The following is a 25,372-nucleotide window of genomic DNA, read 5'->3' as shown; positions in this document are numbered from 1 at the left end:
TTCTCTGTAGAAGCACCAGCACGTCACGCGACACTGCTGTGACGCTCTCTTCAAAATCTTTGAAGAGACAACAAGAAAATTGGACTGGGACTTTGAAAATCAGGAATGTTTTGCTGGCCTCGGCCGGCATGTTTGCACTGAGCGCTTTTGCACCGGTAATGGCCGCCGACATGGCGGCACGCGCGCCTTACGTGAAGGCTCCGCCGCCGGCCGCGATCTACAACTGGACCGGCTTCTACGTCGGTGGCTTCGGCGGCTACGCCAGCGAGAACTCCGGCACCCCGAGCATGGAAGGCGGCTTCGGCGGCGGCACCATCGGCTACAACTGGCAGGCCGGCAACATCGTGTACGGCCTCGAGGTCGACGCTGCAGGCGCTGACATCGACGCGTCGGTCTCCGCGCTCGGCGTCACCGCCCGCAGCAAGATCGACTCGCTCGGCACCGTGCGCGGCCGCTTCGGCTTTGCCGTCGACAAGGTGCTGTTCTACGGCACCGGCGGCTACGCCTGGGCCAACAATGAGGTCAGCGTCACCGCGCTCGGCGTGACCGCCTCGCAGAGCAACTTCCACTCCGGCTGGACCGTCGGCGCCGGCGTCGAGGCCTTCATCGCCCCGCAGTGGTCGATCAAGGGCGAATACCTGTATCGCAGCCTCGACAGCGAGAACTATTTCGGCGTGCCCTCCGGTACACTCGAGCTGCACAGCGCCCAGTTCGGCGTGAACTATCACTTCGGCGGCCCGATCGTCGCCAAGTACTAAGATTGATCTGCGATCAGATCGCACCGAAAGGCCGGCCTCGCGCCGGCCTTTTTGCGTAAGAGCGTTGTCGAGCGAAGCGGATTCCGGCTCGCGCAAGGAAAACGCGTCAAAGCAGGAATCTGGAGCCCCCGTTCCGATTCCATCGGAACGGGGGAAAGGCTCTAGCGGAACCGGCGCTGCTGACGGCTGCTGCCATCAGGCAAACTATCCGTTGATGGACGCGACTCAGCACTGGAAATTGTCGGCCGTTCTTCCTACGTTCCAGCCTTCACACCCCATCGGCGCAAGGTCCCGGCATCACCGGCGATGCGCGCCCAAAAGGCGCCCAAGCATGCGCCCGGAACTGTCGCTATGGATGAAGTGCTCAAGGCGAAGCGCCAACAGAACGCCGGCTCCTCATCGCGCGCCATCACGATCCGTGGCGCGCGCGAACACAATCTGAAGAACATCGACGTCGAGATTCCCCGCGACAAGCTCGTGGTGTTCACCGGCCTGTCCGGCTCCGGCAAGTCGTCGCTCGCGTTCGACACCATCTATGCCGAGGGCCAGCGCCGCTACGTCGAGTCGCTGTCGGCCTATGCGCGCCAGTTCCTCGAGATGATGCAGAAGCCGGATGTCGACCAGATCGATGGCCTGTCGCCGGCGATCTCGATCGAGCAGAAGACCACGTCGAAGAACCCGCGCTCCACCGTCGGCACCGTCACCGAGATCTACGACTACATGCGCCTGCTCTGGGCGCGCGTCGGCGTGCCCTATTCGCCAGCCACCGGCCTGCCGATCGAGAGCCAGATCGTCTCGCAGATGGTCGATCGCGTGCTGGCGCTGCCGGAAGGCACTCGCCTCTACCTGCTGGCGCCGGTCGTGCGCGGTCGCAAGGGCGAGTACAAGAAGGAGCTCGCCGAGTATCTCAAGAAGGGCTTTCAGCGCGTCAAGATCGACGGCACCTTCTACGAACTGTCCGAAGCGCCCGCGCTCGACAAGAAATTCCCCCACGACATCGACGTCGTGGTCGACCGCATCGTGGTGCGTCCCGACCTCGCCCAGCGCCTCGCGGAAAGCTTTGAGACCGCGCTGAAGCTCGCCGAGGGCCTCGCCGTGATTGAATACGCCGACGCGCCGGCGGCGGCCGCCCAGGACGACAAGAAAGAGGACAAGAAGAAAACCGCCAAGATCCACGACAAGAGCGGGCCCGAGCGCATCCTGTTCTCGGAGAAGTTCGCCTGCCCGGTCTCCGGGTTCACGATCCCCGAGATCGAGCCGCGCCTGTTCTCGTTCAACAACCCCTATGGCGCCTGTCCGGCCTGCGGCGGCCTCGGCGTCGAGCAGCATATCGACGAGGACCTGGTCATCCCCGACAAGGAGCTGACCTTGCGCAAGGGCGCGATCGCGCCCTGGGCGAAATCATCCTCGCCCTACTACATCCAGACCCTGACCGCGCTCGGCAAGCACTACAAGTTCACGCTCGACACCAAGTGGAAGGACCTCACCAAGAAGGTCCAGAACGCGCTGCTGCACGGCTCCGGCGACGACGAGATCAAGTTCTCCTATGAGGACGGCGTCCGCTCCTACGACACCAAGAAGCCGTTCGAGGGCGTCATCACCAACATCAACCGCCGCTACCGCGAAACCGAGAGCGAGTGGGCGCGCGAGGAGCTCGGCAAGTATTTCTCCGACGTGCCCTGCGAAGGCTGCAACGGCCATCGGCTGAAGCCGGAGGCGCTGTGCGTCAAGATCGGCGGCAAGCATATCGGCGAGATCTCCGAGCTCTCGGTCAAGCGCACCGGCGAATGGTTCGAGACGGTGCCGGAGGCGCTGAACGCGCAGCAGAACGAGATCGCGACGCGGATCCTGAAAGAGATCCGCGAGCGCCTGACCTTCCTGCTCGATGTCGGCCTGAACTATCTGACGCTGTCGCGCTCCTCCGGCACGCTGTCCGGCGGCGAGAGCCAGCGCATCCGCCTCGCCTCACAGATCGGCTCGGGCCTCACCGGCGTGCTCTACGTGCTGGACGAGCCGTCGATCGGCCTGCACCAGCGCGACAATGCCCGCCTGCTCGACACCCTGAAGCGGCTGCGCGACCTCGGTAACACCGTGGTCGTGGTCGAGCATGACGAGGACGCCATCCGCCTCGCCGATTATGTGCTCGATATCGGGCCCGGCGCCGGCATGCATGGCGGCCACATCGTCGCTGAGGGCACGCCCGACCAGATCATGCGCAACCCGAAATCGCTGACCGGCAAGTATCTCACCGGCGAGCTGTCGGTGCCTGTGCCCGACCGGCGGCCGCCGAACCACCGGCGCACCATCAAGGTCGTCAACGCCCGCGGCAATAATCTCAAGAACGTCTCGGCCGAAATCCCGCTCGGCCTGTTCACCTGCGTGACCGGCGTGTCGGGCGGCGGCAAGTCGACGCTGTTGATCGACACGCTGTACCGCGCCATCGCCCGCAAGCTGAACAACGCCAGCGAGGGCGCGGCGCCGCACGACCGCATCGAGGGCCTCGAGCACATCGACAAGATCATCGACATCGACCAGTCGCCGATCGGCCGCACGCCGCGTTCCAACCCCGCGACCTATACCGGTGCCTTCACGCCGATCCGCGAATGGTTCGCCGGCCTGCCGGAAGCGAAGGCGCGCGGCTACGAGCCCGGGCGCTTCTCCTTCAACGTCAAGGGCGGCCGCTGCGAGGCCTGCCAGGGCGACGGCGTCATCAAGATCGAGATGCACTTCCTGCCGGACGTCTACGTCACCTGCGACACCTGCAAGGGCAAGCGCTACAACCGCGAGACGCTGGAGGTGCTGTTCAAGGGCAAGAGCATCGCCGACGTGCTCGACATGACGGTCGAGGAAGCCGCCGAGTTCTTCAAGGCGGTGCCGCGCGTGCGCGAGACCTTCCAGACCCTGCACCGCGTCGGCCTCGACTACATCCATGTCGGCCAGCAGGCGACGACGCTGTCGGGCGGCGAAGCCCAGCGCGTCAAGCTGGCCAAGGAGCTGTCAAAGCGCGCCACCGGCCGCACGCTCTATATCCTTGACGAGCCGACCACCGGCCTGCACTTCCATGACGTCGCCAAGCTCTTAGAGGTGCTGCACGAACTGGTCGCCCAGGGCAACACGGTGGTGGTGATCGAGCACAATCTCGAGGTCATCAAGACCGCCGACTGGGTGATCGACCTCGGCCCCGAAGGCGGTGACGGCGGCGGCGAGATCGTCGCCTGGGGCCCGCCCGAGGACATCGTGAAAGCGCCGCGCAGCTACACCGGCAAGTTCCTGGCTCCGGTGCTGAAGAAGGCGAACAGCAAGCCAAGGAAGAGCTCAGCGAGCGAGGCGGCGGAGTGACACAGGCCGGGTGAGCGAGCCGCAAACATTCATCTCGTTCGAAGATGAGGGCGCGTCGTCCCCTGCAGCGGTGCGCGCCAGCATCCTTGAAAATGTGACGAGCAAAGCGGCGCTCTTGGCCACGCTCGCTGCACAGCTCGAATTTCCCGGTTACTTTGGGAGCAATTGGGATGGGTTCGAGGAATGTATCCGCGATCTCTCGTGGTTGCCGCACGGTCCCGTGCTTGTAATGCATGCTGATGTGCCGCTGGTTGGCGACCTGCCGAACGCGATGACCTACGTTGCGATACTGAATGACGCTGCTCGCAAAATGTCAGGATCGAAAGACCATCCGCTTTCGGTTGCATTTCCCCTCAGATATCGCGACCAGGTCATGTGGCTGCTTCGAGCAGACCAGGCCCGTAGCAAGTAGCCTGGATGAGCGAAGCGATATCCGGGGCCTCTCGCGGCCAACAATGACCGGTCCCGCATATCGCTTCGCTCAAGCGGGCTACACACTTAGCTCCCACGGTAGGTGGCGATCTGCCAGACGTTGGCCCAGGCATCCCGCACCATCGCGCGTCTGTCGCCATAGGGCGTATCCGCAGGCGGCTCGATCGATTCAGCGCCTGCCGCGATCGCCCGCCGATAGGTCTCGTCCGCGTCTCGAACATAGACGTAGAGAAAGGCCGGCATGGCCTCGCGGACGCCTCCGCCGTCGCTGATCAGGATGATCGAGTCTCCGATCCGGATTTCCGTTGGCGCGCCGGAGCGGACATCGCCCTGCGCATCGAAAACGTCTCGAAGAAATCTGGCCAAGCCAGTGAGGTCGCGGGTGACAATTCGCGGTATGACGGAAGGCCAGCCGGCGGGCTTGAATTGGGGCATGTATACCGGTCTTGAACTAAGCAAGTAGCCCGCATGAGCGGAGCGATATGCGGGGTCTATCAGCCGAACAAGTTGACCGCTCCCGCATGTCGCTTCGCTCATGCGGGCTACGGTCTCTCAACCGCTCTGCTACACCGCCCAATAATTCGGGTGCGTGTACGATCGCGAGCGGTCGCCCCAGTCGAATTCGTCGCCGTCGAATTCGGAGGGTCCTGACCGCAGATCATCCAGCGTCACCTCGGCCTCGAAGGCCTGCCGCACAGGATCGAATCGCAGCGCGGTCCATCGGACGGGATAGTGGTGGTGGGTACTCAGCACGCCTCCGGTCTTGATGATGGCGTAGGCCACCGTGCCGCTCACCTTGTCGAGCATCAACCGCTCGATCGACCCAAGTTTCGCGCCGTCGCATCCGTAGACGCAAACGTGCTCGACCCGGTCACTGGGCACCAAGGTATGATGCATGGCATCCTCCCTGTTTCCTTGCGTTTGCCTGATAATATAGGCCTGTCGCGCTGGTGAGCCAATGGGGCGCAGCTCGACGACGGGTCGCAGGGCGCGGTTGGCTCTATCCTGCGGCGGCGGACGCTTGCACAATTTCGGAATAATAAAAACGTACCGCTGATTTGCCCGACGCGTCAAGTCGCTTTTCCGAGTCTCGGCGGCAGCCTGCTCCTTTGCATGGGGTTGTTTTCGATATTTTGGGACACCCCTCACCTTCCCCCTACTCCGTCCGTCTGAGGAACGCCCCGAACGCGCGCGGGCCGTCGCCGACCTTGACCTCGCCGATCACCTTCAGCTCGGCGGCGTCGATCACGCTCAGCGTGTTGCTCTCCCAGTTCGCGACCAGGATGCGCTTGCCGTCTGCGGTCGCCTCGATGCCTTCGGGGTAATCGCCGACCGTGATCCGCTTCACGGGCTGCAACGTCGCGAGGTCGAACACGCTGACCTTGCCGTCATACTGGTCGGTGACGAAGCCGCGGCCCTGCGCCAGCGCCACCGCGTAGGGGCGCAAGCCGACATGCACGCGGCCGATCTCGCGCGCGGTCGCGACGTCGATCACCGAGACGTCGTTGGTGCCGACATTGGCCGTGTAGGCACGCTTGCCATCGGCATCGATGGTGACACCAAACGGCCGACTCCCGACCTTCACGATTCCCCTCCGCTCGCGCGAGGCGGTACCGATGATGGAGACGCTGTCATCGTCGCGATCCGCCGACAGCAGCAGCAGTCCATCCGGCGTCACCGCCAGCCCGGACGGCGATGCACCGACCGCGATACTTGCGACGACACGTCGCTCTCTGGCATCGATCACCCGCACCGCGGCGGCGTACCAGTCGGCGACATAGACCGTCGCGCCGTCGGGCGCGACCGCGATGCCGAGCGGCCCGCCGCCGACATCGACCCGGCCCACCACCCTTCGCGCCGGCGCGTCGACTACCGTGACCGCCTTGGCATCCGGGCTGGTCACATAGGCGAAGCGGCCGTCATTGCTGACGGCAACGCCGGCGGGCTTGCCGCCGATCGCGATGGTCGCAACCGGCTTCGAGGTCGCGAGATCGACCACGGTGAGGTCGTCGCTGAGCTGGTTGGTGACGAACGCCTCCTCGGCATGCGCGGCGCCGAGGCCGGCAAGCAGCGCGACGAGCGCGATCGTCCTCACGCTCAGGTCCCACTCTCGATCTTCTTCTTCAGCGCCTCGAGCCCGGCCTTGTAGAGCCCGCTCACCGCCTTCACCGCGGCCTCGTCGCTCAGCTCCGGCGGCGGGTCGTTGTTGGGAAAGCCGCGGTAGAACGCGCCGGCCCATTCCAGCTTCGACTTGCCGTCCGGCGCCGGCGACACCGTCAGCGTCGAGGAATAATTGGTGACCGGCAGCACCTTCACGTCGACCGCCGTGATCCGGTACGAATAGCTCATCATCTCCGGCTCGTATTTGTAGAGTTCCTCGTCGACGGTGGCGCCGGGCCCCAGCGTCAGCCGCCGCGTGGCGCCGATCTCGTTGCCCTTCTCGCCTTCGGTCTTGGTGACGCCGGCGAGCCAGCTCATGTCCTGGAAATTACCGATCACCGCCCACACCTTGGCCTGCGGCGCGTCGATCTCGATCGATTCCCGCACCTTCTGGCGGGTCGGCCCGTGGGCCCATGCGGCCCCCAACACAGCCAATGCCGCCACCACGACGCCAGCTCGCGCGATCGTTCGCCTCATCCTTGTTCTCTCCCGATATGTGTCGGCCATCCGCCGCCCGGCGCATGCCGCAGTTTATGGTTCGAGGTTCTAGACTAGATCGGGGACCGGCTTCTTGCACCAGAGCGAAGTTCGGGGTTCGCCGGGAGGCAAGTCAGGCTGGTGGCAGGTTCACCCCTCGATCGCCGCCTCGACGAACCCTTTCGGATCGTCGCAGAACTCGCGCATCAGCCGGTAGTGATCGGTGTCCCTCAGGTTCACCGGCTCCAGCCCGTATTTCGTCAGCCGCAGTAGCGTCGCATTTGGATAGGCCATCAGGACCGGTGAATGCGTGGCCATGATCACCTGGCAGTGGCCGGTGCCGTTCATCCGGTGCAGCAGCTTGAGGAATTCGATCTGCCGCGACGGCGACAGCGCCGATTCCGGCTCGTCGAAGATGAAGATGCCCTGTCGCTGGCAGCGCTCGTTGAAGAAGCGCAAAAAGCCCTCGCCGTGGGAGTACGACAGGAAGTTCGGCGGCAGGTCTCCGACGTCCAGCGCTGCCGCGTCCACATAGCGCGCCACCGAGAAGAAGCTTTCGGCGCGGAAGAACCAGCCATTGGTGATCTTGGGCAGCCAGCTCGCACGAAGCGCCGCTGCAAGCGAGCCGCCCATTTTCTCCACCGCACCGCTGTGGTCGACCGCGCGGTAGCCCTTGCCGCCGCCGGCGTCGTCATAGCCGGCCATCACGGCGATCCCCTCGAGCAGCGTCGACTTGCCGGTACCGTTCTCGCCGACAACGATGGTGATTGCCTTGTCGAAGCTCAGCTCGAAATCGTCGCGCAGCAGCGGCAGCGCGAACGGATATGCGTTGCGGTTGGGAATGCGCTCGGGATCGAGCCAGACGCGCCTCAGATATGGCGCGGGCATGTTGATCGGGCGGTGTCGTCCTCTGGCCATCGGCGCGGATCCGGGGAAACAACGGCGGGTGGTCCAGTTTATATGATAGGAGCCCGCAGCAATCCTAGATGGCCGGATGTCCCATGGCTAGCAAAGCTTACGCCCTCTTCCGCAAGGCGATCCTCAACGAACAGCAAGCGGTCTGCATCTATGACGGCCGGCCGCGCGAACTCTGCCCGCACATCATCGGCCACAACAAGAGCGGTGAGGAGGTCGTGCTGGCCTGGCAGTTCGCCGGCACGAGCTCGGGCCAACTGCCGCAATGGCGCTGCCTGCGGCTCGCTCGCGTCACCGACATCAGCCTGCGCAACGGCCCTTGGCACGAGGGCGGATCGCACCGCACCGAGCAACGTTGCGTCAGCGCCATCGACCTCGACATCAACATCCATGTCCGCAAGCGGCGGTGAGCGGCTGCAGATGTGTGACTCGCATGCGGCGCCACACACTCGCCGTCGTCCCGGCGAAGGCCGGGACCCATAACCACAGGGGCGAGTTGTTGAAGATAGGCTGTGGCCTCTGCGTCGCGTAACAACAACCATCTGGGGTAATGGGTCCCGGCCTTCGCCGGGACGACGCGGGGATGGAGCGTGCAGTGCCCCTACGGCTGCTCCGCCTCCTCCAGCACCTCCAGCGCCAGCTCCATCGTCATCAGCACCGGATTGTCGCCGCGCACCAGGCGTCCCTCGGCGATGCCGCCGAGATAGTCGACCAGCGCGATGTCGAGCTCGGCATGCAGCCTGCCATCCGCGTCCGGTGCGATCTCGCCCGCAGTCACCGCGAGCTCGGTCGCGAAGGGTACCACGCTGTGGCCGTCGGTGAAGACGGCGCCGATGGTCGAGCCGACGCCGCCATGCAGCCGCGCGCGCAGGACGCCGCGCTGGCGGCAGAAGCCTTCCAGCGCGCAGGCAAAATCCTGGTTCGGCCGCAGCCGCAGCGCGAAGGCATGGCTCGTGGTCCTGGCCCCACGCGGCGCGCTGGCGACGGGACCGAACAGCTTGAAATTGGTCTCGCTGTCAGATTCAGCCAGGAACGTCGCGCCGTCGATCCCGAACGCGTTCACCTCGAACGGCTCGGCGACAATGGTTTCGTCCGGCAGCATGTGGCCGCCGTTGAAGCGGCCGTCAGCTTCGGTCCACAGGCCGTGGCAATGAAAGAACGGCGCGCCGTCGCGTTCGCCGAACGTCAGCGCCGCGAGCTTGAGCCGGGTCACGCCGTCGGGACGGAACGTGTCGCTGTAGAACGCGGCGTTGACGCCGTCCTTCGACAGCGCCGGCATCACATAGGCGAACGGCCCGAGCGCACCGCCTTTGGCGCTCAGCACGCCGCTGGCAAAACCCTCCGCCGCAAAGCCGCGGCGCACGGCTTCGAGCAAGGGAATGCCGGCCTCGAGCACGAATGAAAAGGCGCGGCCGCGCGCGCTGACCCATTGGATGCGCTCTAGATGCGGAGCGCCAGGCTGGGCGATGCTGCGCATCGCCTCACGCTCCCGTCGATTTGGCGATCACCTCGAGCAATCCGCGCGCCTCGAGCTCGTCTCGGATCAGCCGCTTCGGGACCTTGCCGTAGCCGGATTTCGGCAGCGCCTCCCAGAAGAAGAAGCGTTTCGGCATCTTGTAGCGCGGCACTTTTGGCGCGAGATAGGCGGCAAGCTCCGCCTCCGCGACCGCCTCGGCGCCCTCGCGCGCGACGCAGACGGCGACGCCGACCTCGCCCCAGAAGGGATCGGGCACGCCGAGCACCGCGACCTCGCCGACCGCGGGATGGGTCAAGAGCTTCTCCTCGATCTCGCGCGGATAGATGTTGGAGCCGCCCGAGATGTACATGTCGGAGGCACGGCCGGTGATGTAGACGAAGCCCTCCTCGTCCATGTGGCCGAGGTCGCCGGTGCGGAACCAGCCGTCGCGAAACGCCTTCGCATTGGCCTCGGGGTTGTCGTAGTAGCCCGCGAACACGCCGGGACCGATCACGCAGATCTCGCCGGTCTCGTGCGCCTTCAGCTCGCTTCCATCGTCGCCCTGGATCGAGACCTGCATCCCGGTGCGCTCGAAGCCGCAGGTGCCGATCCGCGCATGCGGCCCGTCCTCGGGATCGTGCAGTCCGGGTGGCAGCACCGTGATGTTGCCGGTGACCTCGCCGAGGCCGAAATACTGCACCAGCACGCCGCCGAGCTTGTTCAGCGCCGCCTTCTGGTCCTCGCGATACATCGGCGCGCCGGCGTAGATGATGTAGCGCAGCGAGGAATGGTCGTGCTGGTCGGCGGCGGGATGCTCGACCATCATCTTCAGGATGGTCGGCACCGTGAACATGTTGCTGACGCGATGCTTGGCGATCAGCCGGAAGGCTTCGGCGATGTCGAACTTCTCCGACGGCAGCAGGATGGTCGGCACGCCGCGCGCGGTCTGCACCAATTGATGTACGCCGGCGCCATGCGACAGCGGCGCCACCACAAGCGAGGCGTCCTCTTCCGTGGTGCCGGGCATCAAGTCGGCGAGATGGTTGGTGATGACGAAGGCCATCTGGCCATGGGTCAAGACCGCGGCCTTGGAGCGGCCGGTGGTGCCGGAGGTGAAGAAGAACCAGCAGGGATCGTCATAGTCGACGGCAACGTTCTCGACCACAGCGCCGGCGTGCCTGGCGATGACGTCGCCGAGCGTCGCCTCGCCGAAGGTACCTTCCTCCCCAATCCGCCAGACGAATTCGAGCGCGGGATTGGCGGCCGCCTTGGCATGCTCGGGGAAGTCGGCGTGGCACAGAAACGCCTTGGCGCCGGAAGCCGACGCGAGATAGGCGACCTCGTCCGGCATCAGGCGGAAATTGGTCGGCACCCAGACCGCGCCGAGCCGGAAGGCCGCGAACATCGACCAGAACATCTCGTCGCAGTTCTTGGAATGCACCAGGATGCGGTCGCCCTTGACGATGCCGCGCGCCGCCAATGCCGCCGCCAGCGCCGAGACGTTCTGGTCGATATGGCGCCAGGACCAGGCCTTCTCGTTCCAGACGAAGCCGGGGCGATCGCCGTGGCGGCGAGCGTTCTGGGTCAGGATGTAAGCGAGGTTCATCACCCGGCGCGATACCCGCGCGATCCCGCCGCGCGGCGCGGCAGCAGCCGTCCCGCTCATTGCCGCCCCGCCGATACGCACAACAGACAGGGCAAGGTCAGGACGGTCATCGGGTGTTTCCTCGGTCAGAACCGGGCGTCTTCAAGCGCCGCAAGGGATTGGTACCGCCCGGTTTATCGCCAAGCCGCCGCCTTCGGCAAGGCCCGCCGGGCGCAGCCCGATGATACCGCGCCGGCGGCGGTCAACCCGTTGTTTTCTGCCCAGCCCGCTACTGCGGGTGCTTGGCGAGTTCCTGCTCGCTCAGGTTCCAGTCCTGCCACAGCTGTAACGCGCCTATAAAGGCGACCAGCGCGCCGAGCAGGATGTGCCAGAACTGCAGCGCGTGGTCCTCGGCGTAACCAAAGACCATGGGCGATGCCATCAGCCAGAGACCGAGCAGGAGGCTGGCCACCTCCTCCCAGCGGTGCAGCGCGACATATTCGAGCTGGGCGATGCCGAGCACCAGCATGCCGACGATGAAGCTGTTGAGGACGAGGTGGCTGCGCTCAATATCGACGGCGCCGCTCACCTGCATCGGAAACCAGGGCGAGACCATGATCAGCACGCCGAGCAGCATGCCGAGCCAGTCCTCCCAGGGACGGTGTGTGTTGAAGAAACGATTGTCCGACATGACGAACCTCCTCCGACAAGAGGCATACGTCGGCGGCCGGCTCCGCCACTCCGTACCAGACGACCATCCAGCCGCATCAGGGGCGTATGTCTGTCATCAAACGTAATCGAACTGCATCCATCCGCAAGGCCCGTCCCGCGCATGTGCGACGCGGCAGAGCGATCGTTGCCGGCAAGATGTCACCGCGCTCCGCCGAGCCGCGCCAGCGCTCCCTTGGCGCTCTGCAAGTCGGGCTGCAGCTCGAGCGCCTTGCGGAAATCGGCCGCCGCGCCCTTCTTGTCGCCGAGCCGCAGCTTGGCCTGGCCGCGATTGTTCCAGGAATAGACGTCGTTCGGATCGTATTGCAGCGCCTTGTCGTAATCGGCGAGCCCGCCCTTGTTGTCCCCTTGAAAGAGACGGATCATGCCGCGGTTGCGCCAGCCGCGCGCATCGGTCGGTGCGATCCTCGCAGCCTCGCCATAGTCGGCGGCGGCGCGATCGAGCTGCTCGGTATCGCGATAGACATTACCGCGATTGATGTAGGCGAGCACGTTGGGCTCGAGCTTGATCTCGGTGGTGAAGTCGGCGATCGCATGCGCCGCGTCGCGCTTGCGGTAGTAGACGAACCCGCGATTGCCGTAGGCGGTGGCGAGCTGCGGATTGTATTTGATAGCGAGGCTGAGATCGGCCAGCGCGCGGTCGAGATCGCCCTTGTTGAGCCAGGCATCGCCGCGATTGTTGTAGGCCAGCGCGAACGCCGGATCGATGCGGATCGCCTCGTCGTAATCGGCAATCGCATGATCGAGATCGCGCTTGAAGGCGTAGACGCGGCCGCGATTGGTGTAGGCGCAGGCATAGGCGGGATCGAGCTTGATGGCCTCGTTGAGATCGGCGAGCGCTGCATCGAGCTCGCGCTTCTCGGTCAGCCCATGGCCGCGATTGCAATACGCCCCGGCCAGCCGCTTGCCGGTCTCGGTCTTGCCGTCGATCACCGTGGTGCAGGCGGCCACGCGGTCGCCGGGTGCCGTCGTCAGGTCGACGCAGGTCTGCCAGCTCGGATCGTCGCCGGCGGCGGCTTGCGGCGGGTCTGGAAGCGTCAGGGCGGCGCCGAGCAATACGGCGGTCAGGCAGGTCAAAATGCGCATATCGTCAATCCACAAATGCCAATTTGCGGGTTGGTCGCGGCTTTGCACAGGCGGGTTCACACGCTTACATCAGGGCTGTGAATCAACCCGGGATTTTGCGATGGCCGGCGTCCGCGACAACAGGAACCAAAACCGCTTCGAGCTCGACACCGAGGGCGGCCTCGCCTTCGCGAACTACCGGCGGACGCCCGCGGCCGTCATCATCACCCATACCGAGACACCGCGCGCCCTGCGCGGCCGCGGCATCGCATCGGAGCTGGTCAAGGGTGCGCTGGATCTGATCCGCGCCGACGGCCGCAAGGTGATCGCCGGCTGCGGCTTCGTGGTTGATTACCTCAACAAGCATCCGGAATACGCGGACCTTGCCGGCTAGTGTGCTGAATGCGAAGTTCGTGCGATTTCGCGGCAGCCACTTTCACGAACTTCGCATTCATAAAGCACACTAGAATCATAAGTTTGCTAGTGTCCTTATCGAATCCGAAGTTCGCTCCGAAGGTGCGGCAAACGATGCGAACTTCGGATTCGGGACACTAGAGCCCCTTCCGTTCCGATGGAAGCGGAACGGGGCTCTAGCTGCTCCTTATGACGCGTTTTCTTTACGCGAACCGGTATCCACTTCGCTCGAAAACGCTTTTGCGCCGCGTTCGTCAGACGATCTTGATCGACATGTCGGGCAGGCCCTCGAGCTTGCACAGCAGCACGTCGCCCTTGACCACCGGGCCGACGTTCTCCGGCGTACCGGAATAGATGATGTCGCCGGCCTTCAGCTCGAATGCCTCGGACAGCTTTGCGATCTGCTCGGCGACGCTCCAGATCATGTTCTTCAGATCCGAGCTTTGTCGCACCGTGCCGTTGATCGCGAGCGAGATCGCGCCATGCGTGAAGTGGCCGGTCTTATCAGCCGGATGGATCGGCCCGAGCACCGCGGCATGGTCAAAGCTCTTGCCGATCTCCCACGGCTTCTTCTCCGCGGCCATGCCGTTCTGCAAATCGCGCCGCGTCATATCGAGGCCGAGCGCGTAGCCATAGACGTGATCGAGCGCCTTGTCGGCCGGAATATTGGTGCCGCCGGATTTCAGCGCGGCGACCAGCTCGACCTCGTGGTGATAGTTCTTGGTCAGCGACGGATAGGGATGATCGGCCACGGTGCCGATCGCGACATTCTGGATCGCATCCGTCGGCTTCTGGAAGAAGAACGGCGGCTCGCGCGTCGGATCCGAACCGCGCTCGATAGCGTGCGCGGCGTAGTTACGGCCGATGCAGTAGATGCGGCGAACCTGGAACACCTCGCTGGCGCCGACGATCGGGATCGTCACGGCCGCGACCGGAAACATCGCCTTCGGCGCGGCCTCGGCATGGGCAGGCGCGGATTGCGCGGCGGCGCCGGCCAGTGCGAGGGCGCCGGTCGCAAGCATCGTCCGGCGATCGAGATCAGTCATGGGCGTTCTCCTTGTTGTTGTTGGCCGATCTATAGATGTTCGCCGATCGATAAAAAAGGGCCCGCGTTGGCGCGGGCCCTTTCTATGCGCGGACGGATGATCCGTCAGTGCTTGATGTCGGGGGGCAGCTTGCCGCCATTGGCCGCGAGCTTGGTCATCACCTGCTTGTGCAGCCAGATGTTCATGCTGGCGGAATCGTTGGTGTCGCCGGTGTAGCCGAGCTCCTTGGCGAGCTCCTTGCGGGCCGACAGGCTGGAGTCGATGTCGAGCGCCTTCATCAGGTCGACGATCGAGGTCCGCCACTCGAGCTTCTCGCCCTTGGCGGCAACCGCCTTGTCGAGGATCGGGGCGACGTCGACGGACTGCGCCGGCGCCGCGCCGGCGGGCACTGCGGCAGGAGACGACGATGCGCTGCCGGATCCACCGGCGGGAGCTGCGCTTGTGGCCGTTCCGCCGGCGGGCGCAGCGGTGGCGCTACTGCCGAAGATCGCGCCCATGATTTTTCCGAAAATGCTCATCGTTCGCTCCCAAGAGAGTTGAGATGTGAAGGTCGCACGGCAACGAGCCAGCTGACCGAGGTCGCAGTTCAAGTCTATCGCCCCCTCCATAGCTTGCCAATGCGACATTCACTTAAGCGTGAGTGCTTTTGGCACAGTTTGGGAGTACCCTCGTTTTACAGTTCGCGACACGGCCAGTTCCCTGCTCTGTCTTTCGCGTCTGGCTTGATCGTGATCGCTTCGAGAGGCGGCAGGTTTGTGCCCGCGTGCCGGGCGCCAGATGCGACCGCCCAGAGGGAGACAACGACCATGGCCACGTCATACCAAGGCAATGTCAGTTCGATGACGCAGAGCGGACAAGGCGCCGCGTCTGCGCCGGTCATCCGCACCATCGGCCTGTCCGATTTGCATCATGCGCTGCGTCTCGGCTGGGAAGACTTCAAGGCGGTGCCAAGTCACGCCATCGTCCTCTGCCTGATCTATCCGGTGCTCGGCCTCGTGCTTGCGCGCACCGTGCACGGCTATTCCGTGCTGCCCCTGCTGTTTCCGCTGGCCGCGGGCTTTGCCTTGCTCGGCCCGTTTGCCGCCATCGGCCTCTACGAGATGAGCCGCCGCCGCGAGGACGGCGGGGAAGCATCTGCCTGGGATGCCATGGAGGTATTCCGCTCACCGTCATTCGGCGCGATGCTTGGGGTCGGAACGCTGCTGTTCGCGCTGTTCGTGACCTGGATCGCCACCGCCCAGGCGATCTACACGGCGGTGTTCGGCTATGAGACCGCGGCCAACATTCCCGATTTTGCCGCGCGCGTGCTGACCACCCAGCAAGGCTGGTGGCTCATCGTGGTCGGCTGCGGCGTCGGCTTCCTGTTCGCGCTCGTCGCGCTTTGCATCAGCGTGATCGCCTTCCCCATGATGCTCGACCGCCAGGCGACCGCCGGCGAAGCCATGGTGACGTCGATGCGCGCCGTCGCACAGAACCCGGTGCCGATGGCGGCCTGGGGCCTGATCGTCGCGGTGCTGCTGGTGCTGGGCACGATCCCGTTCTTCCTCGGGCTTGCCGTGGTGATCCCGCTGCTCGGTCACGCCACCTGGCATCTCTATCGCGAGGTCATCGTCAAGGATCCGAATGCGCGGCCGGTGATCCCCGAACCGCGCGAGCGCAAGCCCGCCGCGGACTTTCCGGCCAATCTGTTTCCGTGGCGGCGCAGCGATCGCGGCTAAGCGCCGCTAACCCGGATTCGTAAACGTCAAAGCAACCGCCGGCCGATATGTTCGGCCGGCGGTTTGTCGTTCAGGATCGTCAAATGGGTGTGAAACTGGCGTGGCATTTGCAGCGCGGCCTGAGAAAAAACGGCTCGGTCACGAGCCTTGTTTTGGCCGCTGTTGCCGCGAACATACCCGCCGCCTTTCGCGACCAATCGATGACATCGCAGACTCCGGAGTGAATTGCCTATGACCTCTCGCTCTTGCTTTCGCACGCTCGCCATCGGCGCGTGGCTCCTGACCTCGACGGCATCGGCGCTGGCCGCTCAATGCGGCACGGGCACGTTCGAATCCTGGCTCGACGATTTCAAGAAAGAGGCTGCGACGAAGGGCATTTCGCAGAACGCGATCCAGGCCGGGCTGGCTGGCGTCACGCAGGACAAGGCGATCCTCGCCCGCGACCATTCGCAGCAGGTGTTCAGCCAGACCTTCGAGCAATTCTCGGGCCGCATGGTGCCTCCGCGGCTCAACCGCGGCTCCGACATGATGAAGCGCTACGGCTCGGTGCTGTCGCGAATCGAGGAGACCTACGGCGTACCGGGCGAAATCCTGGTCGCGATCTGGGGACTGGAGACCGATTTCGGCGTCAACACCGGAAAGTTTCCGACCATACGCTCGCTGGCGACGCTCGCCTATGATTGCCGCCGCTCCGACATGTTCAAGGCCGAGTTGATGGATGCCTTGCGCATCGTCGAGCGCGGCGATCTGCCGCCGCAGGAGATGCGCGGCGCCTGGGCCGGCGAGATCGGCCAGACTCAATTCATGCCGTCGTCCTACATCAAGTTCGCGGTCGACTTTGACGGCAACGGCAAGCGCGACCTCCTGCACAACGTGCCCGACGTGCTGGCGTCGACGGCGAACTATTTGAAGAGCTATGGCTGGAAGAAGGGCAAGGGCTGGGAGCCCGGCAGCGAGAATTTTGCGGTGATCCAGCAGTGGAACAAGAGCGAGGTTTACGCCAAGACGATCGGCTACTTCGCCACCCAGCTCGCCAAAGCTCCGTAGCGCTTTCACACCAGCTTGAGCGGCGCAGCGAGGCCAACCTTCTGCTCTGACTAGATCAAAGCTGGTCCAGCTACGGATGAATCAAAAAGGGCCGACTGCCCCAGGCAATCGGCCCTTATCGCTATGATCAAAACCTACTTCGCCGTGCTGGCTTCGGCAGCCTTGCTGAGATGCGCGCCGCAAGCGCCCCACTTGTTGTTCAGCATCGCGTCCTGGGCGAGCGAGACTTCCTTCTCCGCCGCGAATTTGACCTCATTGTCAGCCATAGCTTCGACTGCAGCTTCGGTCTTGCCGAGATTGGCACCGCTGCAGCCGAGGCCCGCGTGATGACGATGCGCGGCCTGAGCGGGAGCGACAGCGTAGGCAACGGCAGCCACGGTGGCTGCTGCGATCAATGTCTTAATCATGGGATGATCCATCTATTGTTCTTGGACAGATCCCAGCGTGATTGCGGAATCTGCCGAACGATTATTCGCTGTTCCCGGCACCGTTCAGAATGAACTTCGCGCGATACAAATGTGATGAGCGCTGCGCGCGTATCGCGCATGCGTTGCATAGTGTTTTGATTACATGTCGGTAAGGAAGCGCCGCCGCGATAGCATTGCTGGGCGCGTTCACTTCAATCGAGTCGCACTTCCGATAATCAGTAGCCCGTTCGCGCGCTAGTCGAAAATCTGGGTGGCGAGAAGGACCGAATTACCTCCGTGGTCAATGCGACTGATTGACGCTGCGTCCGTCTAGGTGCCCCCCCATCATATTATGAATATTAAATCATTCATACAGCAAATATTCTGCATGCGAATCACGCATGGAACACGCCGCCGTGATCTGGCGTCAGACGCGCGTCATCCCTTGACCGAACGGTCCGTAATTACCATATGAACGGCGTAGTTCAAGCCACCACCATTCTGCTAACTCACTGATCTCAAGAAGATTTTGACGCCGTCGCCCGGCTCTGCGGAACTTTGGTCCACCGGACCTGGCTCGATGCGCCAAACGGTTAACCGGAACTTACCGCCGCTATGCGTTTTGAGCTTAGCTGCATCGCAACATCGGAACTACCGCACTGCACTATATCATCTATATTCACTTCAACGATGAGGCTTTTGAAAAGCTGAATCTGAATTACTAGGAGACTACCATGTTGCTCTCGCTCATCCGCATGATCCAGGCTTTCCGGGATTATCAGCGCAATGTCAGCGAACTGTCCCAGCTCAGCGATCGCGAACTCGCCGATATCGGCCTCGACCGCTCGGACATTCCGCGCGTTGCCGCCGGCACCTACAACGGCTAATCGGCCGCAAGCCATCTGCTAAACGGATAACGCCCGCTTCCACAGCGGGCGTTGTCGTTTGTGGTGCGGTTTCAGATGCATGTGAGATCAAAACGCGCTAACGCTGCGCGATGACACCGCATCAATCCTCTTCCCAACCCGTGCACATCGTGGGCGCGGGGCTCGCCGGCTCGGAAGCCGCCTGGCAAGTCGCCAATGCCGGCGTACGCGCCGTGCTGCACGAAATGCGCCCGCACCGGATGACCGAGGCGCATCGGACCGAAGGCTGCGCCGAACTGGTCTGCTCGAACTCCTTCCGCTCCGACGATGCCGCCAACAACGCGGTCGGGCTGCTGCACGCGGAGATGCGGCGGCTGGGCTCCCTGATCATGCGCTCGGCCGACGCCAACCAGGTGCCCGCCGGCGGCGCGCTGGCGGTCGACCGCGACGGCTTTTCGACCGCCGTCACCAAGGCGCTCAACGAACATCCGCTGATCGAGATCAGCCGAGAGGAAGTCGCAGGGCTGCCGCCGACCGACTGGAGCAACGTCATCGTCGCGACCGGCCCCCTCACCTCGGCACCGCTTGCCGACGCCATCAGGCAGCTCACAGACGAGAGCGCGCTGGCATTCTTCGACGCGATCGCGCCGATCGTGCACAAGGACTCCATCGACATGTCGGTGGCCTGGTTTCAGTCGCGCTACGACAAGGTCGGCCCCGGCGGCACCGGCGCGGACTACATCAACTGCCCGATGACGAAGGAGCAGTATGACGCCTTCGTCGCGGCGCTGCTCGACGGCGAGAAGGTCGACTTCAAGGACTGGGAGACCAACACGCCCTATTTCGACGGCTGCCTGCCGGTCGAGGTGATGGCCGAGCGCGGTCACGAGACGCTGCGCCACGGGCCGATGAAGCCGGTGGGATTGACTAATCCGCACAATCCGACCGTCAAGCCGTATGCGATCGTCCAGCTGCGGCAGGACAACAAGCTCGGCACGCTCTACAACATCGTCGGCTTCCAGACCAAGCTGAAGCACGGCGCGCAGCAGCGCGTGTTCCGCACCATCCCTGGCCTTGAGAACGCGGAGTTCGCCCGCCTCGGCGGCCTGCATCGCAACACCTTCCTGAACTCGCCAAAGCTGCTCGACGGTCAGCTGCGTCTGCGCGCGCAGCCGCGGCTGCGCTTCGCCGGGCAGATGACGGGCTGCGAGGGTTACGTCGAGTCGGCCAGCGTCGGCCTGATCGCCGGCCTCTGCGCCGCCGCCGACATGAATGGTGCCGCGCTGACGCCGCCGCCGGCGACGACCGCGCTCGGCGCGCTGCTCGGCCACATCACCGGTGGCCACATCGAAACGATCGAGGCCGGTTCGCGCTCGTTCCAGCCAATGAACATCAATTTCGGTCTGTTCCCGCCGCTGGCCAGTGCGCCGAGCAAGAAGCCGGACGGCTCGCGGCTGCGCGGCAACGAGAAGACCGTCGCCAAAAAGCAGGCAATCAGCGCACGCGCGCTCGCCGATCTCGACCACTGGATCGCAGAGCATCTGCGCGTTGCTGCAGCGGCCTGACAGTCATGAGCTTGCCGAAAGACGATGACGCCACCCTGTCGGTGCGGTGGAGCCAGGGCGTGCTGCTCAAGCGCGACGTGTTCTCGACCGTCGAGCGCGGCCGCTTCCGCGCCGATGACGGCGAGGTCGACGGCGTGTTGCGCCGGCTCGATCAGGTGCCGTTCTGGTCGTTCGGCCTGGCGCTGCATCTGTTCTCCCGCGAGCGCCGCGCGCTGACCTTGGCGCGCGATCTCGACGTCGGGCCGAAGCTGTTGTGGGCCGGCCGTCGCGCGCTGGTGCGCGGCTTCATCGACGGCGCGGCGCTGCATCTGGCGAAGCCGCATGGCGATGTCGCCTATTTCCGTTCCGCCAAGGCCGCGTTGCGCAAGCTGCACCGCGCCGGCATCTGCCACAACGATCTCGCCAAGGAGCAGAACTGGCTGGTCGGCCGCGATGGCCGCGCCTACCTCACCGACTTCCAGCTTGCCGCCTGCTTCAAGACCCGCAGCCGGCTGTTCCGCATCGCCGCCTATGAGGATCTGCGGCATCTGTTGAAGCACAAGCGCAGCTACGCGCCGGAGGCGTTGACGCCGAAAGAGCGCAAGGTGCTCGCAAAGAAGTCCGCGGTCGCCAGCATCTGGCTCAAGACCGGCAAGAAGGTCTATCAGGCGATCACGCGCGGCATCTTCAATTTCACCGACCGCGAAGGCGGCGGCCGGAGGCTGGTCAACGACGCCCCGGTATTGATCGATCTGATCCGCAGGAATCCGCAGGTGCGCGACACCGCGATCGTCGCCTTCGCCGACCGGCGCGTCGGCGTCGGACTCTACGCCTTCGTCGAGGCGGACCAGTCCGCGCTGGAAAAGACGCTGCGCAACGAGCTTACCGCCGCCAGGGGCGTCAAGCCGCCCGAACACATCCAGGTCGTGCACGCGCTGCCGCGCGATGCCGCCGGCAAGCCGCGCACCGAAATCCTGCAGCTCGTCGCCATGAACCAGATCGACCTGATCGAACCGATGATGCGCAGCGACGCCGATCGAGAGTTCCTCAAGGACATCCTCGAGCAACGCAAGAATCTGCGCGACCGCTTCAATTTTGAAGTCGCCGAGATGGACCGGCCGGCAGGTTAGCGCGCGCTTGTCGGCGCGTGGCCCTCGACAAACGCGGCGCGAAGCTTCACTCTTTGCGAGGGGTAGCGCGCTCAAGGGACAAGTTTAATGCCACTCACCCGTGGCCGGATCGGGGGATACGATTCCGAACGACTGGCGTTCGGATTCACCATGATGAACGGCGACCAGGAAATCGAATGCCAGATCAGCGACGCCGCACTGGACGAGTTGGCCGGCACGCGCGGAACGGCGAGCATGGCGCGGCAAGCCCAGTTCGTTGCGCTGCGCGACGCGGTCGAACAGATCGCATCCGACATCTATGACAGTGGCCCGATGGTCAAGGGCATAACGATCCGGATCTTCACCAAGCACATCCCGAAAGCGCAGAGCTAGCGACCGAACTCCTCCGTGCGCGCGGCTCGCCACAACGTCCAGAGCGTGCGCAGGCGCGAAACCGGCTTCGGCAGGAACGGGTCGTAGTCCTCCCTCCTCGCCCGGTTCAGCTCGCGCCTGACATGGGCGAGCGGCAGGAAGATCGGCCTCACGCCGGACGGAACATCCGCAAGCAGCCCGAACGAGGTCTTGAGATGGCCCTGGGCCTCGTCCGCAAGCTGATCGATCGCGGCACGGATGTTCGGCGTCACCTTGCCGGCAAACACCTCCTCCTTGCTGCCGCCGTGCTGCTGCAGCAGCTGTAACGGCAGAAACAGCTGATGCCGTGAGGCGTCGCGGCCGAGCGAAGCGATGACTTGAGCCATGCCCTGGGCAAGACCCGCATGACGGGCCAGATGATCGATCGCCTCCGACGGCCGCGCCACCACGCGCGTCGCCTGCGAGAACAACACTGAGGTCGTGGCGTCGAGATAGCCCTCGAGCGCGGCCAGCGACGGCATTGGGTCGTTGTAGAGATCGAACTGGTGCTCCTCGACCAGCCGCGAGAATGGCGAGACCGGCAGACGGTGATTGCGGATCGTGTGCAGCAGTTCTGCCGCGACCGGATTGCCCTCGACGCCGCCATGGCCCGCACCGGCCAGCATGTCGGTCCACCATTGCAGCCGCATCTCGCCGGGCAGCGGCTGGCTGACCTGCTCGTGCACGCGCGAGACCTCGATGTTGAAGGCGTAGATCGCAAGCATCGCGCGCCGTTCCGGACCCGGCAGGAACAAGGTCGACGCGTAGCGCACGAAGTCATGGCTCCGCACCAGATCGGCGCAGAAGGCCGCGCCGTCCTTCGGTGCCTCTGTCGCGCTCATGGCACCGCGATCAGCGCCGCCGCGACGCGACGCCGCTCGCCCAGCATGATGTTGTAGGTGCGGATCGCAGGTCCCGTCTGCATCGGATCGAGCACCACCCGCACGGCCCGCAGAGCCTCGCGCAGGCCCTTTGGCGGGACCCAGACGTCGGTGCCGGTGCCGACGATCAGCGTGTCGATCGCATTGGCGGCCGCGAACACCTTTTGCAGCGAGTATTCGTCGATCTCTTGCGGCCTGGTGACCGGCCAGGCCCAGATCGAGTCAGGCAGGCACAAGAGCGAGCCGCGGTGCGACATATCGGCAAACGCGAAGCCGCCCTTGCCGTAGGCCTCGATCGGCGCCGACCTCGGAAGATGGGGAGCGTCCGAGGAGTTGCTCATGACCGGCTACTTCTTGGCTGCCGCCGTGTCCGGCTTCTTGGCCGGCGCGTCCTGCGCCGCCTCTCCACCCCGCGTGGTGTGAACACCGAGATAGATCAGGATCGGCGCCGCGATGAAAATCGAGGTGTAGGTGCCGACCAGCACCACGCCGAACATCATGACCGCGGTGAAGCTGTGGATCGCCTGGCCGCCGAACAGCAGCAGCGCGAGCAAAGCCAGCGTCACGGTGACGTGGGTGATGATCGAGCGCGACAGCGTCGAATTGATCGATTCGTTCAGCAGCTGCGGCATCGGCATCTTCTTGTAGCGCCGCAGCATCTCGCGGATACGGTCGTAGATCACGACGGTATCGTTGAGCGAATAACCGAGAATCGTCAGCAGCGCCGCGATGCTGGTGAGGTCGAAATCGACCTGGGTGATCGACATAAAGCCGATCGTGAGCACGATGTCGTGGACATTGGCGATCATGGCGCCGAGCGCGAACTGCCATTCGAACCGGAACCATAGGTAGATCAGGATGCCCATGATCGCGAACATCAGGCCGATCATGCCGTAGGCCAGCAGTTCGCCGGAGACGCGCGGTCCCACCACCTCGACGCGACGGTAATCGACGGATTCGCCGAGCGCGCCGCGCACTTTCGTCACCGCATCCTGCTGCGCCTTGTCGCCGCCGGGCTGCTCGGCGACGCGGATCAGGACTTCCGCCGGACCGCCGAACTGCTGCAGCTGCACCTCGCCGAGCCCAAGGCCGTTCAAGGTCGTGCGCATCGCGGCGATATCGGCGGTGCCGGACTTGGCTTGCACTTCCAGCAGCGTACCGCCCTTGAAGTCGATGCCGAAATTCAGGCCGTGGGTGAAGAACAGCGTGATGGCAAGGATCGAGAGCAGCGCCGAGATCGGGAAGCTGATGCGGCGAAAGCGAGTGAAGTCGAAATGCGTGTCGTCAGGCACGATGCGCAGCGCCGGCAGCAGGCCGAGCGCCGCGACCACGGTCAGCACGGTAATCAGGATACCAAGGCCAATGAGAACGGTATGAGTCACAACAGGCCTCTCAGATCGGCACGGTTTGCGGCCGCTTCCACCGCACCCAGCCGGCGACGATCAGGCGCGTCAGGGTAAAGGCGGTGAACACCGTGGTGATGATGCCGATGCCGAGCGTCACGGCAAAGCCGCGCACCGGTCCGGTGCCGATGTAGAACAGTACGGCGGCGGCGATGAAGGTGGTGATGTTGGAGTCGAGGATGGTCGCCAGCGCCCGCTTGAAGCCGGCGTCGATCGCCGAGATCGCGTTGCGGCCGCCGCGCAGTTCCTCGCGGATGCGCTCGTAGATCAGCACGTTGGAGTCGACCGCGATGCCGACGGTCAGCACGATGCCGGCGATGCCCGGCAACGTCAGCGTGGCGTTGAGCAGCGACAGCAGTCCGAAAATCATGGCGACGTTGATCGCCACCGCGATGTTGGCGAACACGCCGAACAGCCGATAGGTGATCAGCATGAACACGATGACCAGGATCGAGCCGACATAGGCCGCGAGCTCGCCCTTCTCGATCGAGTCCTGCCCGAGGCCGGGACCGACGGTACGCTCTTCGATCACGGTCAGCGGCGCCGGCAGCGCGCCGGCACGCATCAGGATCGCCAGATCGTTGGCCGACTGCACGGTGAAGCTGCCGGAGATCTGGCCCTGTCCGCCGGTGATCGGTTCACGGATCACGGGTGCCGAGATCACCTTGTTGTCGAGCACGATCGCAAACGGCTGGCCGACGTTTTCGGCCGTCGCCTGGGCAAATTTGCGCGCTCCCGACGTATTGAACTTGAAGCTGACGATCGCCTCGCCGGTGCGCTGGTCAAAGCCTGGCTGCGCATCGGAGAGCTCGCCTCCGGAAACCAGGACCTGCTTCTTGACGACATACGGAACCGGCGGCGGTGACGCGCTCATCAAGAGTTCGGAGTCCGGCGGCAGGCGGCCCTGCTGGGCCTGGTCCGGCGACACCGAGCTGTCGACCATGCGGAATTCCATCTTCGCGGTCTTGCCGAGCAGCTCTTTCAGGCGGGTCGGGTCCTGCAGGCCCGGCACCTGGACCAGGATGCGGTCGGTGCCCTGACGCTGGATCACCGGCTCGACCGTGCCGAGCTCGTTGACGCGCCGTTCGACGATCTGGATCGATTGCTCGATGGTCTGCCGGATGCGCTCGGTGATCGCGGCCTGCGGGACCGTCAGGCGGATCAGGCCGCCGCCGGCGTCGGCAACCTCGAGGCTGCGCTGGCCGCTGGAGCCGAGCAGGCCGCCGAGCGGCTGCGACAGCTCGCGGAGCTTCGACAGCGCCGTCGCCTGGTCGCCTTCCTTGGAGATGCGGACTTCCACCGCGTCGTTACGCGTGTTGAGGCCGGTGTAGCCGATCTTGGCTTCACGAAGCACCTTCCGGACATCGTCGCGGATCTGGTCGAGCTTCTCCTTCTTCACGTAGTTGGAGTCGACTTCGAGCAGCAGATAGGAGCCGCCCTGCAAATCGAGGCCGAGGACCAGGCGCCGCTGCGCCCAGGCAGGCCAGGTCTTCACCTGCGCTTCGGGGAAGAAATTGGGCACGGCGCACAGGCAGACCACCAGCGCTGTCAGGATAATCCCCAGCGCTCGCCACCGCGTGAAATACAACATCGAGTTGACCCGTCAGATT

At 64.4% G+C, this 25,372-nt stretch carries 28 protein-coding genes; 12 read left to right on the top strand and 16 right to left on the bottom strand.

Translation table 11 applies throughout. The features are described from left to right. Positions 1 to 98 precede the first annotated feature (98 nt). The 3 genes from J6525_RS11280 (at position 99) to J6525_RS11270 (ending at position 4,509) form a co-directional block, all read left to right on the top strand. On the top strand, positions 99 to 758 hold the full coding sequence (locus tag J6525_RS11280; protein ID WP_057018608.1) for an outer membrane protein: 660 nt from the start codon (positions 99 to 101) through the stop codon (positions 756 to 758). Between the two features lie 351 nt (positions 759 to 1,109). Continuing rightward, positions 1,110 to 4,097, top strand: a complete 2,988-nt coding sequence (gene uvrA / locus J6525_RS11275) for an excinuclease ABC subunit UvrA (RefSeq protein ID WP_225644391.1) — start codon at positions 1,110 to 1,112, stop codon at positions 4,095 to 4,097. A gap of 10 nt (positions 4,098 to 4,107) precedes the next feature. Then, on the top strand, positions 4,108 to 4,509 hold the full coding sequence (locus tag J6525_RS11270; protein ID WP_225644389.1) for a barstar family protein: 402 nt from the start codon (positions 4,108 to 4,110) through the stop codon (positions 4,507 to 4,509). An 86-nt stretch (positions 4,510 to 4,595) separates the two neighbouring features. Here the strand turns inward: J6525_RS11270 and J6525_RS11265 are convergent, their stop codons facing one another. The 5 genes from J6525_RS11265 to J6525_RS11245 all read right to left on the bottom strand — a co-directional run bounded on the left by J6525_RS11265 (position 4,596) and on the right by J6525_RS11245 (position 8,084). Beyond that, entirely contained in the window at positions 4,596 to 4,895 is a 300-nt protein-coding gene (locus J6525_RS11265) for a VOC family protein (RefSeq protein ID WP_225644387.1), read from the bottom strand. 198 nt (positions 4,896 to 5,093) lie between these two features. Beyond that, positions 5,094 to 5,426, bottom strand: a complete 333-nt coding sequence (locus J6525_RS11260; protein WP_225644384.1) for a PRC-barrel domain-containing protein — start codon at positions 5,424 to 5,426, stop codon at positions 5,094 to 5,096. Positions 5,427 to 5,685: 259 nt separating this feature from the next. Further along, a complete protein-coding gene (locus tag J6525_RS11255; RefSeq protein WP_225644383.1) occupies positions 5,686 to 6,624 on the bottom strand; it encodes a YVTN family beta-propeller repeat protein in 939 nt (312 codons plus the stop codon). 2 nt (positions 6,625 to 6,626) lie between these two features. Further along, the gene (locus tag J6525_RS11250) at positions 6,627 to 7,166 is read right to left on the bottom strand and encodes an SRPBCC family protein (RefSeq protein WP_050384353.1); all 540 of its coding nucleotides are present in this window, start codon (positions 7,164 to 7,166) and stop codon (positions 6,627 to 6,629) included. A 150-nt stretch (positions 7,167 to 7,316) separates the two neighbouring features. Then, positions 7,317 to 8,084 (bottom strand): AAA family ATPase, encoded by a 768-nt coding sequence (locus tag J6525_RS11245; protein WP_225644381.1) that lies wholly within the window; start codon positions 8,082 to 8,084, stop codon positions 7,317 to 7,319. 83 nt (positions 8,085 to 8,167) lie between these two features. Here J6525_RS11245 and J6525_RS11240 point away from each other — a divergent pair, with 83 nt between their 5' ends. Then, positions 8,168 to 8,491 carry a hypothetical protein gene (locus tag J6525_RS11240; protein WP_225644379.1) on the top strand — a complete coding sequence of 108 codons (324 nt, stop codon included), beginning with the start codon at positions 8,168 to 8,170 and terminating at the stop codon, positions 8,489 to 8,491. Positions 8,492 to 8,682: 191 nt separating this feature from the next. Here the strand turns inward: J6525_RS11240 and J6525_RS11235 are convergent, their stop codons facing one another. From J6525_RS11235 to J6525_RS11220, 4 genes are all read right to left on the bottom strand, one after another. Continuing rightward, entirely contained in the window at positions 8,683 to 9,558 is an 876-nt protein-coding gene (locus J6525_RS11235) for a PPC domain-containing DNA-binding protein (RefSeq protein ID WP_225644377.1), read from the bottom strand. Positions 9,559 to 9,562: 4 nt separating this feature from the next. Next, positions 9,563 to 11,203 carry an acyl-CoA synthetase gene (locus tag J6525_RS11230; RefSeq protein WP_225644375.1) on the bottom strand — a complete coding sequence of 547 codons (1,641 nt, stop codon included), beginning with the start codon at positions 11,201 to 11,203 and terminating at the stop codon, positions 9,563 to 9,565. 208 nt (positions 11,204 to 11,411) lie between these two features. Continuing rightward, entirely contained in the window at positions 11,412 to 11,813 is a 402-nt protein-coding gene (locus tag J6525_RS11225) for an SPW repeat protein (protein WP_225644373.1), read from the bottom strand. A gap of 179 nt (positions 11,814 to 11,992) precedes the next feature. Further along, positions 11,993 to 12,937 (bottom strand): tetratricopeptide repeat protein, encoded by a 945-nt coding sequence (locus J6525_RS11220; protein WP_225644371.1) that lies wholly within the window; start codon positions 12,935 to 12,937, stop codon positions 11,993 to 11,995. 100 nt (positions 12,938 to 13,037) lie between these two features. Between J6525_RS11220 and J6525_RS11215 the strand changes: the two genes are divergently transcribed. Then, positions 13,038 to 13,310, top strand: a complete 273-nt coding sequence (locus J6525_RS11215; protein ID WP_225644368.1) for a GNAT family N-acetyltransferase — start codon at positions 13,038 to 13,040, stop codon at positions 13,308 to 13,310. Positions 13,311 to 13,584: 274 nt separating this feature from the next. Here J6525_RS11215 and J6525_RS11210 read toward each other — a convergent pair whose 3' ends face one another. Next, the gene (locus tag J6525_RS11210; RefSeq protein WP_225644367.1) at positions 13,585 to 14,376 is read right to left on the bottom strand and encodes a fumarylacetoacetate hydrolase family protein; all 792 of its coding nucleotides are present in this window, start codon (positions 14,374 to 14,376) and stop codon (positions 13,585 to 13,587) included. 104 nt (positions 14,377 to 14,480) lie between these two features. Further along, positions 14,481 to 14,894, bottom strand: coding sequence for a DUF3597 domain-containing protein (locus J6525_RS11205; RefSeq protein WP_212058276.1), 414 nt, complete (start codon positions 14,892 to 14,894; stop codon positions 14,481 to 14,483). A 288-nt stretch (positions 14,895 to 15,182) separates the two neighbouring features. Here J6525_RS11205 and J6525_RS11200 point away from each other — a divergent pair, with 288 nt between their 5' ends. From J6525_RS11200 to J6525_RS11190, 3 genes are all read left to right on the top strand, one after another. Then, positions 15,183 to 16,094 (top strand): DUF2189 domain-containing protein, encoded by a 912-nt coding sequence (locus tag J6525_RS11200; protein WP_076828616.1) that lies wholly within the window; start codon positions 15,183 to 15,185, stop codon positions 16,092 to 16,094. Positions 16,095 to 16,177: 83 nt separating this feature from the next. Continuing rightward, on the top strand, positions 16,178 to 16,318 hold the full coding sequence (locus J6525_RS11195) for a hypothetical protein (RefSeq protein WP_225644365.1): 141 nt from the start codon (positions 16,178 to 16,180) through the stop codon (positions 16,316 to 16,318). A 7-nt stretch (positions 16,319 to 16,325) separates the two neighbouring features. Beyond that, positions 16,326 to 17,141, top strand: coding sequence for a lytic murein transglycosylase (locus tag J6525_RS11190; protein WP_092083396.1), 816 nt, complete (start codon positions 16,326 to 16,328; stop codon positions 17,139 to 17,141). Between the two features lie 134 nt (positions 17,142 to 17,275). Here the strand turns inward: J6525_RS11190 and J6525_RS11185 are convergent, their stop codons facing one another. Further along, positions 17,276 to 17,560 carry a hypothetical protein gene (locus tag J6525_RS11185; RefSeq protein WP_050384343.1) on the bottom strand — a complete coding sequence of 95 codons (285 nt, stop codon included), beginning with the start codon at positions 17,558 to 17,560 and terminating at the stop codon, positions 17,276 to 17,278. 722 nt (positions 17,561 to 18,282) lie between these two features. On the opposite strand from J6525_RS11185, the gene J6525_RS11180 reads away from it, so the two are divergent. The 4 genes from J6525_RS11180 to J6525_RS11165 all read left to right on the top strand — a co-directional run bounded on the left by J6525_RS11180 (position 18,283) and on the right by J6525_RS11165 (position 21,460). Beyond that, entirely contained in the window at positions 18,283 to 18,435 is a 153-nt protein-coding gene (locus J6525_RS11180; RefSeq protein ID WP_016846063.1) for a DUF1127 domain-containing protein, read from the top strand. 110 nt (positions 18,436 to 18,545) lie between these two features. Beyond that, on the top strand, positions 18,546 to 19,979 hold the full coding sequence (trmFO, locus tag J6525_RS11175) for a methylenetetrahydrofolate--tRNA-(uracil(54)-C(5))-methyltransferase (FADH(2)-oxidizing) TrmFO (protein ID WP_225644364.1): 1,434 nt from the start codon (positions 18,546 to 18,548) through the stop codon (positions 19,977 to 19,979). Positions 19,980 to 19,984: 5 nt separating this feature from the next. Beyond that, a complete protein-coding gene (locus tag J6525_RS11170; RefSeq protein WP_225644362.1) occupies positions 19,985 to 21,088 on the top strand; it encodes a serine/threonine protein kinase in 1,104 nt (367 codons plus the stop codon). A gap of 87 nt (positions 21,089 to 21,175) precedes the next feature. After that, positions 21,176 to 21,460: a DUF1488 family protein gene (locus J6525_RS11165; RefSeq protein ID WP_225644360.1), complete on the top strand. Its 285-nt coding sequence runs from the start codon at positions 21,176 to 21,178 to the stop codon at positions 21,458 to 21,460. Here the strand turns inward: J6525_RS11165 and J6525_RS11160 are convergent. The 4 genes from J6525_RS11160 to secD are packed head-to-tail and all read right to left on the bottom strand — an operon-like array spanning position 21,457 to position 25,353. Next, complete coding sequence (locus J6525_RS11160; protein WP_225644358.1) at positions 21,457 to 22,320, bottom strand: phytoene/squalene synthase family protein; 864 nt, start codon at positions 22,318 to 22,320, stop codon at positions 21,457 to 21,459. The two genes, J6525_RS11165 and J6525_RS11160, sit on opposite strands and share 4 nt — an antisense overlap. Next, on the bottom strand, positions 22,317 to 22,700 hold the full coding sequence (locus J6525_RS11155) for an Mth938-like domain-containing protein (protein ID WP_018271534.1): 384 nt from the start codon (positions 22,698 to 22,700) through the stop codon (positions 22,317 to 22,319). The genes J6525_RS11160 and J6525_RS11155 overlap by 4 nt, the downstream gene beginning before the upstream one ends. A 6-nt stretch (positions 22,701 to 22,706) precedes the next feature. After that, positions 22,707 to 23,741 (bottom strand): protein translocase subunit SecF, encoded by a 1,035-nt coding sequence (secF, locus tag J6525_RS11150; protein WP_028342066.1) that lies wholly within the window; start codon positions 23,739 to 23,741, stop codon positions 22,707 to 22,709. 10 nt (positions 23,742 to 23,751) lie between these two features. Next, on the bottom strand, positions 23,752 to 25,353 hold the full coding sequence (gene secD / locus J6525_RS11145; RefSeq protein ID WP_016846892.1) for a protein translocase subunit SecD: 1,602 nt from the start codon (positions 25,351 to 25,353) through the stop codon (positions 23,752 to 23,754). Positions 25,354 to 25,372: the final 19 nt, after the last annotated feature.

The sequence above is a fragment of the Bradyrhizobium australafricanum genome, assembly GCF_020329495.1.
GTDB classification, from domain to species: Bacteria; Pseudomonadota; Alphaproteobacteria; order Rhizobiales; family Xanthobacteraceae; genus Bradyrhizobium; species Bradyrhizobium australafricanum.
The sequence above is the reverse complement of the archived record's forward strand: the minus strand, read 5'-3'. Positions and strand labels throughout refer to the sequence as shown.

What these genes read in the sequence shown, in the direction of transcription:
- uvrA (WP_225644391.1), top strand. Translation starts at nt 1,110, where the DNA reads ATGGATGAAGTGCTCAAGGCGAAGCGCCAACAGAACGCCGGCTCCTCA.
- J6525_RS11260 (WP_225644384.1), bottom strand. Translation starts at nt 5,426, where the DNA reads ATGCATCATACCTTGGTGCCCAGTGACCGGGTCGAGCACGTTTGCGTC.
- J6525_RS11250 (WP_050384353.1), bottom strand. Translation starts at nt 7,166, where the DNA reads ATGAGGCGAACGATCGCGCGAGCTGGCGTCGTGGTGGCGGCATTGGCT.
- J6525_RS11245 (WP_225644381.1), bottom strand. Translation starts at nt 8,084, where the DNA reads ATGGCCAGAGGACGACACCGCCCGATCAACATGCCCGCGCCATATCTG.
- J6525_RS11240 (WP_225644379.1), top strand. Translation starts at nt 8,168, where the DNA reads ATGGCTAGCAAAGCTTACGCCCTCTTCCGCAAGGCGATCCTCAACGAA.
- J6525_RS11235 (WP_225644377.1), bottom strand. Translation starts at nt 9,558, where the DNA reads ATGCGCAGCATCGCCCAGCCTGGCGCTCCGCATCTAGAGCGCATCCAA.
- J6525_RS11230 (WP_225644375.1), bottom strand. Translation starts at nt 11,203, where the DNA reads ATGAGCGGGACGGCTGCTGCCGCGCCGCGCGGCGGGATCGCGCGGGTA.
- J6525_RS11225 (WP_225644373.1), bottom strand. Translation starts at nt 11,813, where the DNA reads ATGTCGGACAATCGTTTCTTCAACACACACCGTCCCTGGGAGGACTGG.
- J6525_RS11220 (WP_225644371.1), bottom strand. Translation starts at nt 12,937, where the DNA reads ATGCGCATTTTGACCTGCCTGACCGCCGTATTGCTCGGCGCCGCCCTG.
- J6525_RS11215 (WP_225644368.1), top strand. Translation starts at nt 13,038, where the DNA reads ATGGCCGGCGTCCGCGACAACAGGAACCAAAACCGCTTCGAGCTCGAC.
- J6525_RS11210 (WP_225644367.1), bottom strand. Translation starts at nt 14,376, where the DNA reads ATGACTGATCTCGATCGCCGGACGATGCTTGCGACCGGCGCCCTCGCA.
- J6525_RS11205 (WP_212058276.1), bottom strand. Translation starts at nt 14,894, where the DNA reads ATGAGCATTTTCGGAAAAATCATGGGCGCGATCTTCGGCAGTAGCGCC.
- J6525_RS11200 (WP_076828616.1), top strand. Translation starts at nt 15,183, where the DNA reads ATGGCCACGTCATACCAAGGCAATGTCAGTTCGATGACGCAGAGCGGA.
- J6525_RS11195 (WP_225644365.1), top strand. Translation starts at nt 16,178, where the DNA reads ATGGGTGTGAAACTGGCGTGGCATTTGCAGCGCGGCCTGAGAAAAAAC.
- J6525_RS11190 (WP_092083396.1), top strand. Translation starts at nt 16,326, where the DNA reads ATGACCTCTCGCTCTTGCTTTCGCACGCTCGCCATCGGCGCGTGGCTC.
- J6525_RS11185 (WP_050384343.1), bottom strand. Translation starts at nt 17,560, where the DNA reads ATGGATCATCCCATGATTAAGACATTGATCGCAGCAGCCACCGTGGCT.
- J6525_RS11180 (WP_016846063.1), top strand. Translation starts at nt 18,283, where the DNA reads ATGTTGCTCTCGCTCATCCGCATGATCCAGGCTTTCCGGGATTATCAG.
- trmFO (WP_225644364.1), top strand. Translation starts at nt 18,546, where the DNA reads ATGACACCGCATCAATCCTCTTCCCAACCCGTGCACATCGTGGGCGCG.
- J6525_RS11170 (WP_225644362.1), top strand. Translation starts at nt 19,985, where the DNA reads ATGAGCTTGCCGAAAGACGATGACGCCACCCTGTCGGTGCGGTGGAGC.
- J6525_RS11165 (WP_225644360.1), top strand. Translation starts at nt 21,176, where the DNA reads ATGCCACTCACCCGTGGCCGGATCGGGGGATACGATTCCGAACGACTG.
- J6525_RS11160 (WP_225644358.1), bottom strand. Translation starts at nt 22,320, where the DNA reads ATGAGCGCGACAGAGGCACCGAAGGACGGCGCGGCCTTCTGCGCCGAT.
- J6525_RS11155 (WP_018271534.1), bottom strand. Translation starts at nt 22,700, where the DNA reads ATGAGCAACTCCTCGGACGCTCCCCATCTTCCGAGGTCGGCGCCGATC.
- secD (WP_016846892.1), bottom strand. Translation starts at nt 25,353, where the DNA reads ATGTTGTATTTCACGCGGTGGCGAGCGCTGGGGATTATCCTGACAGCG.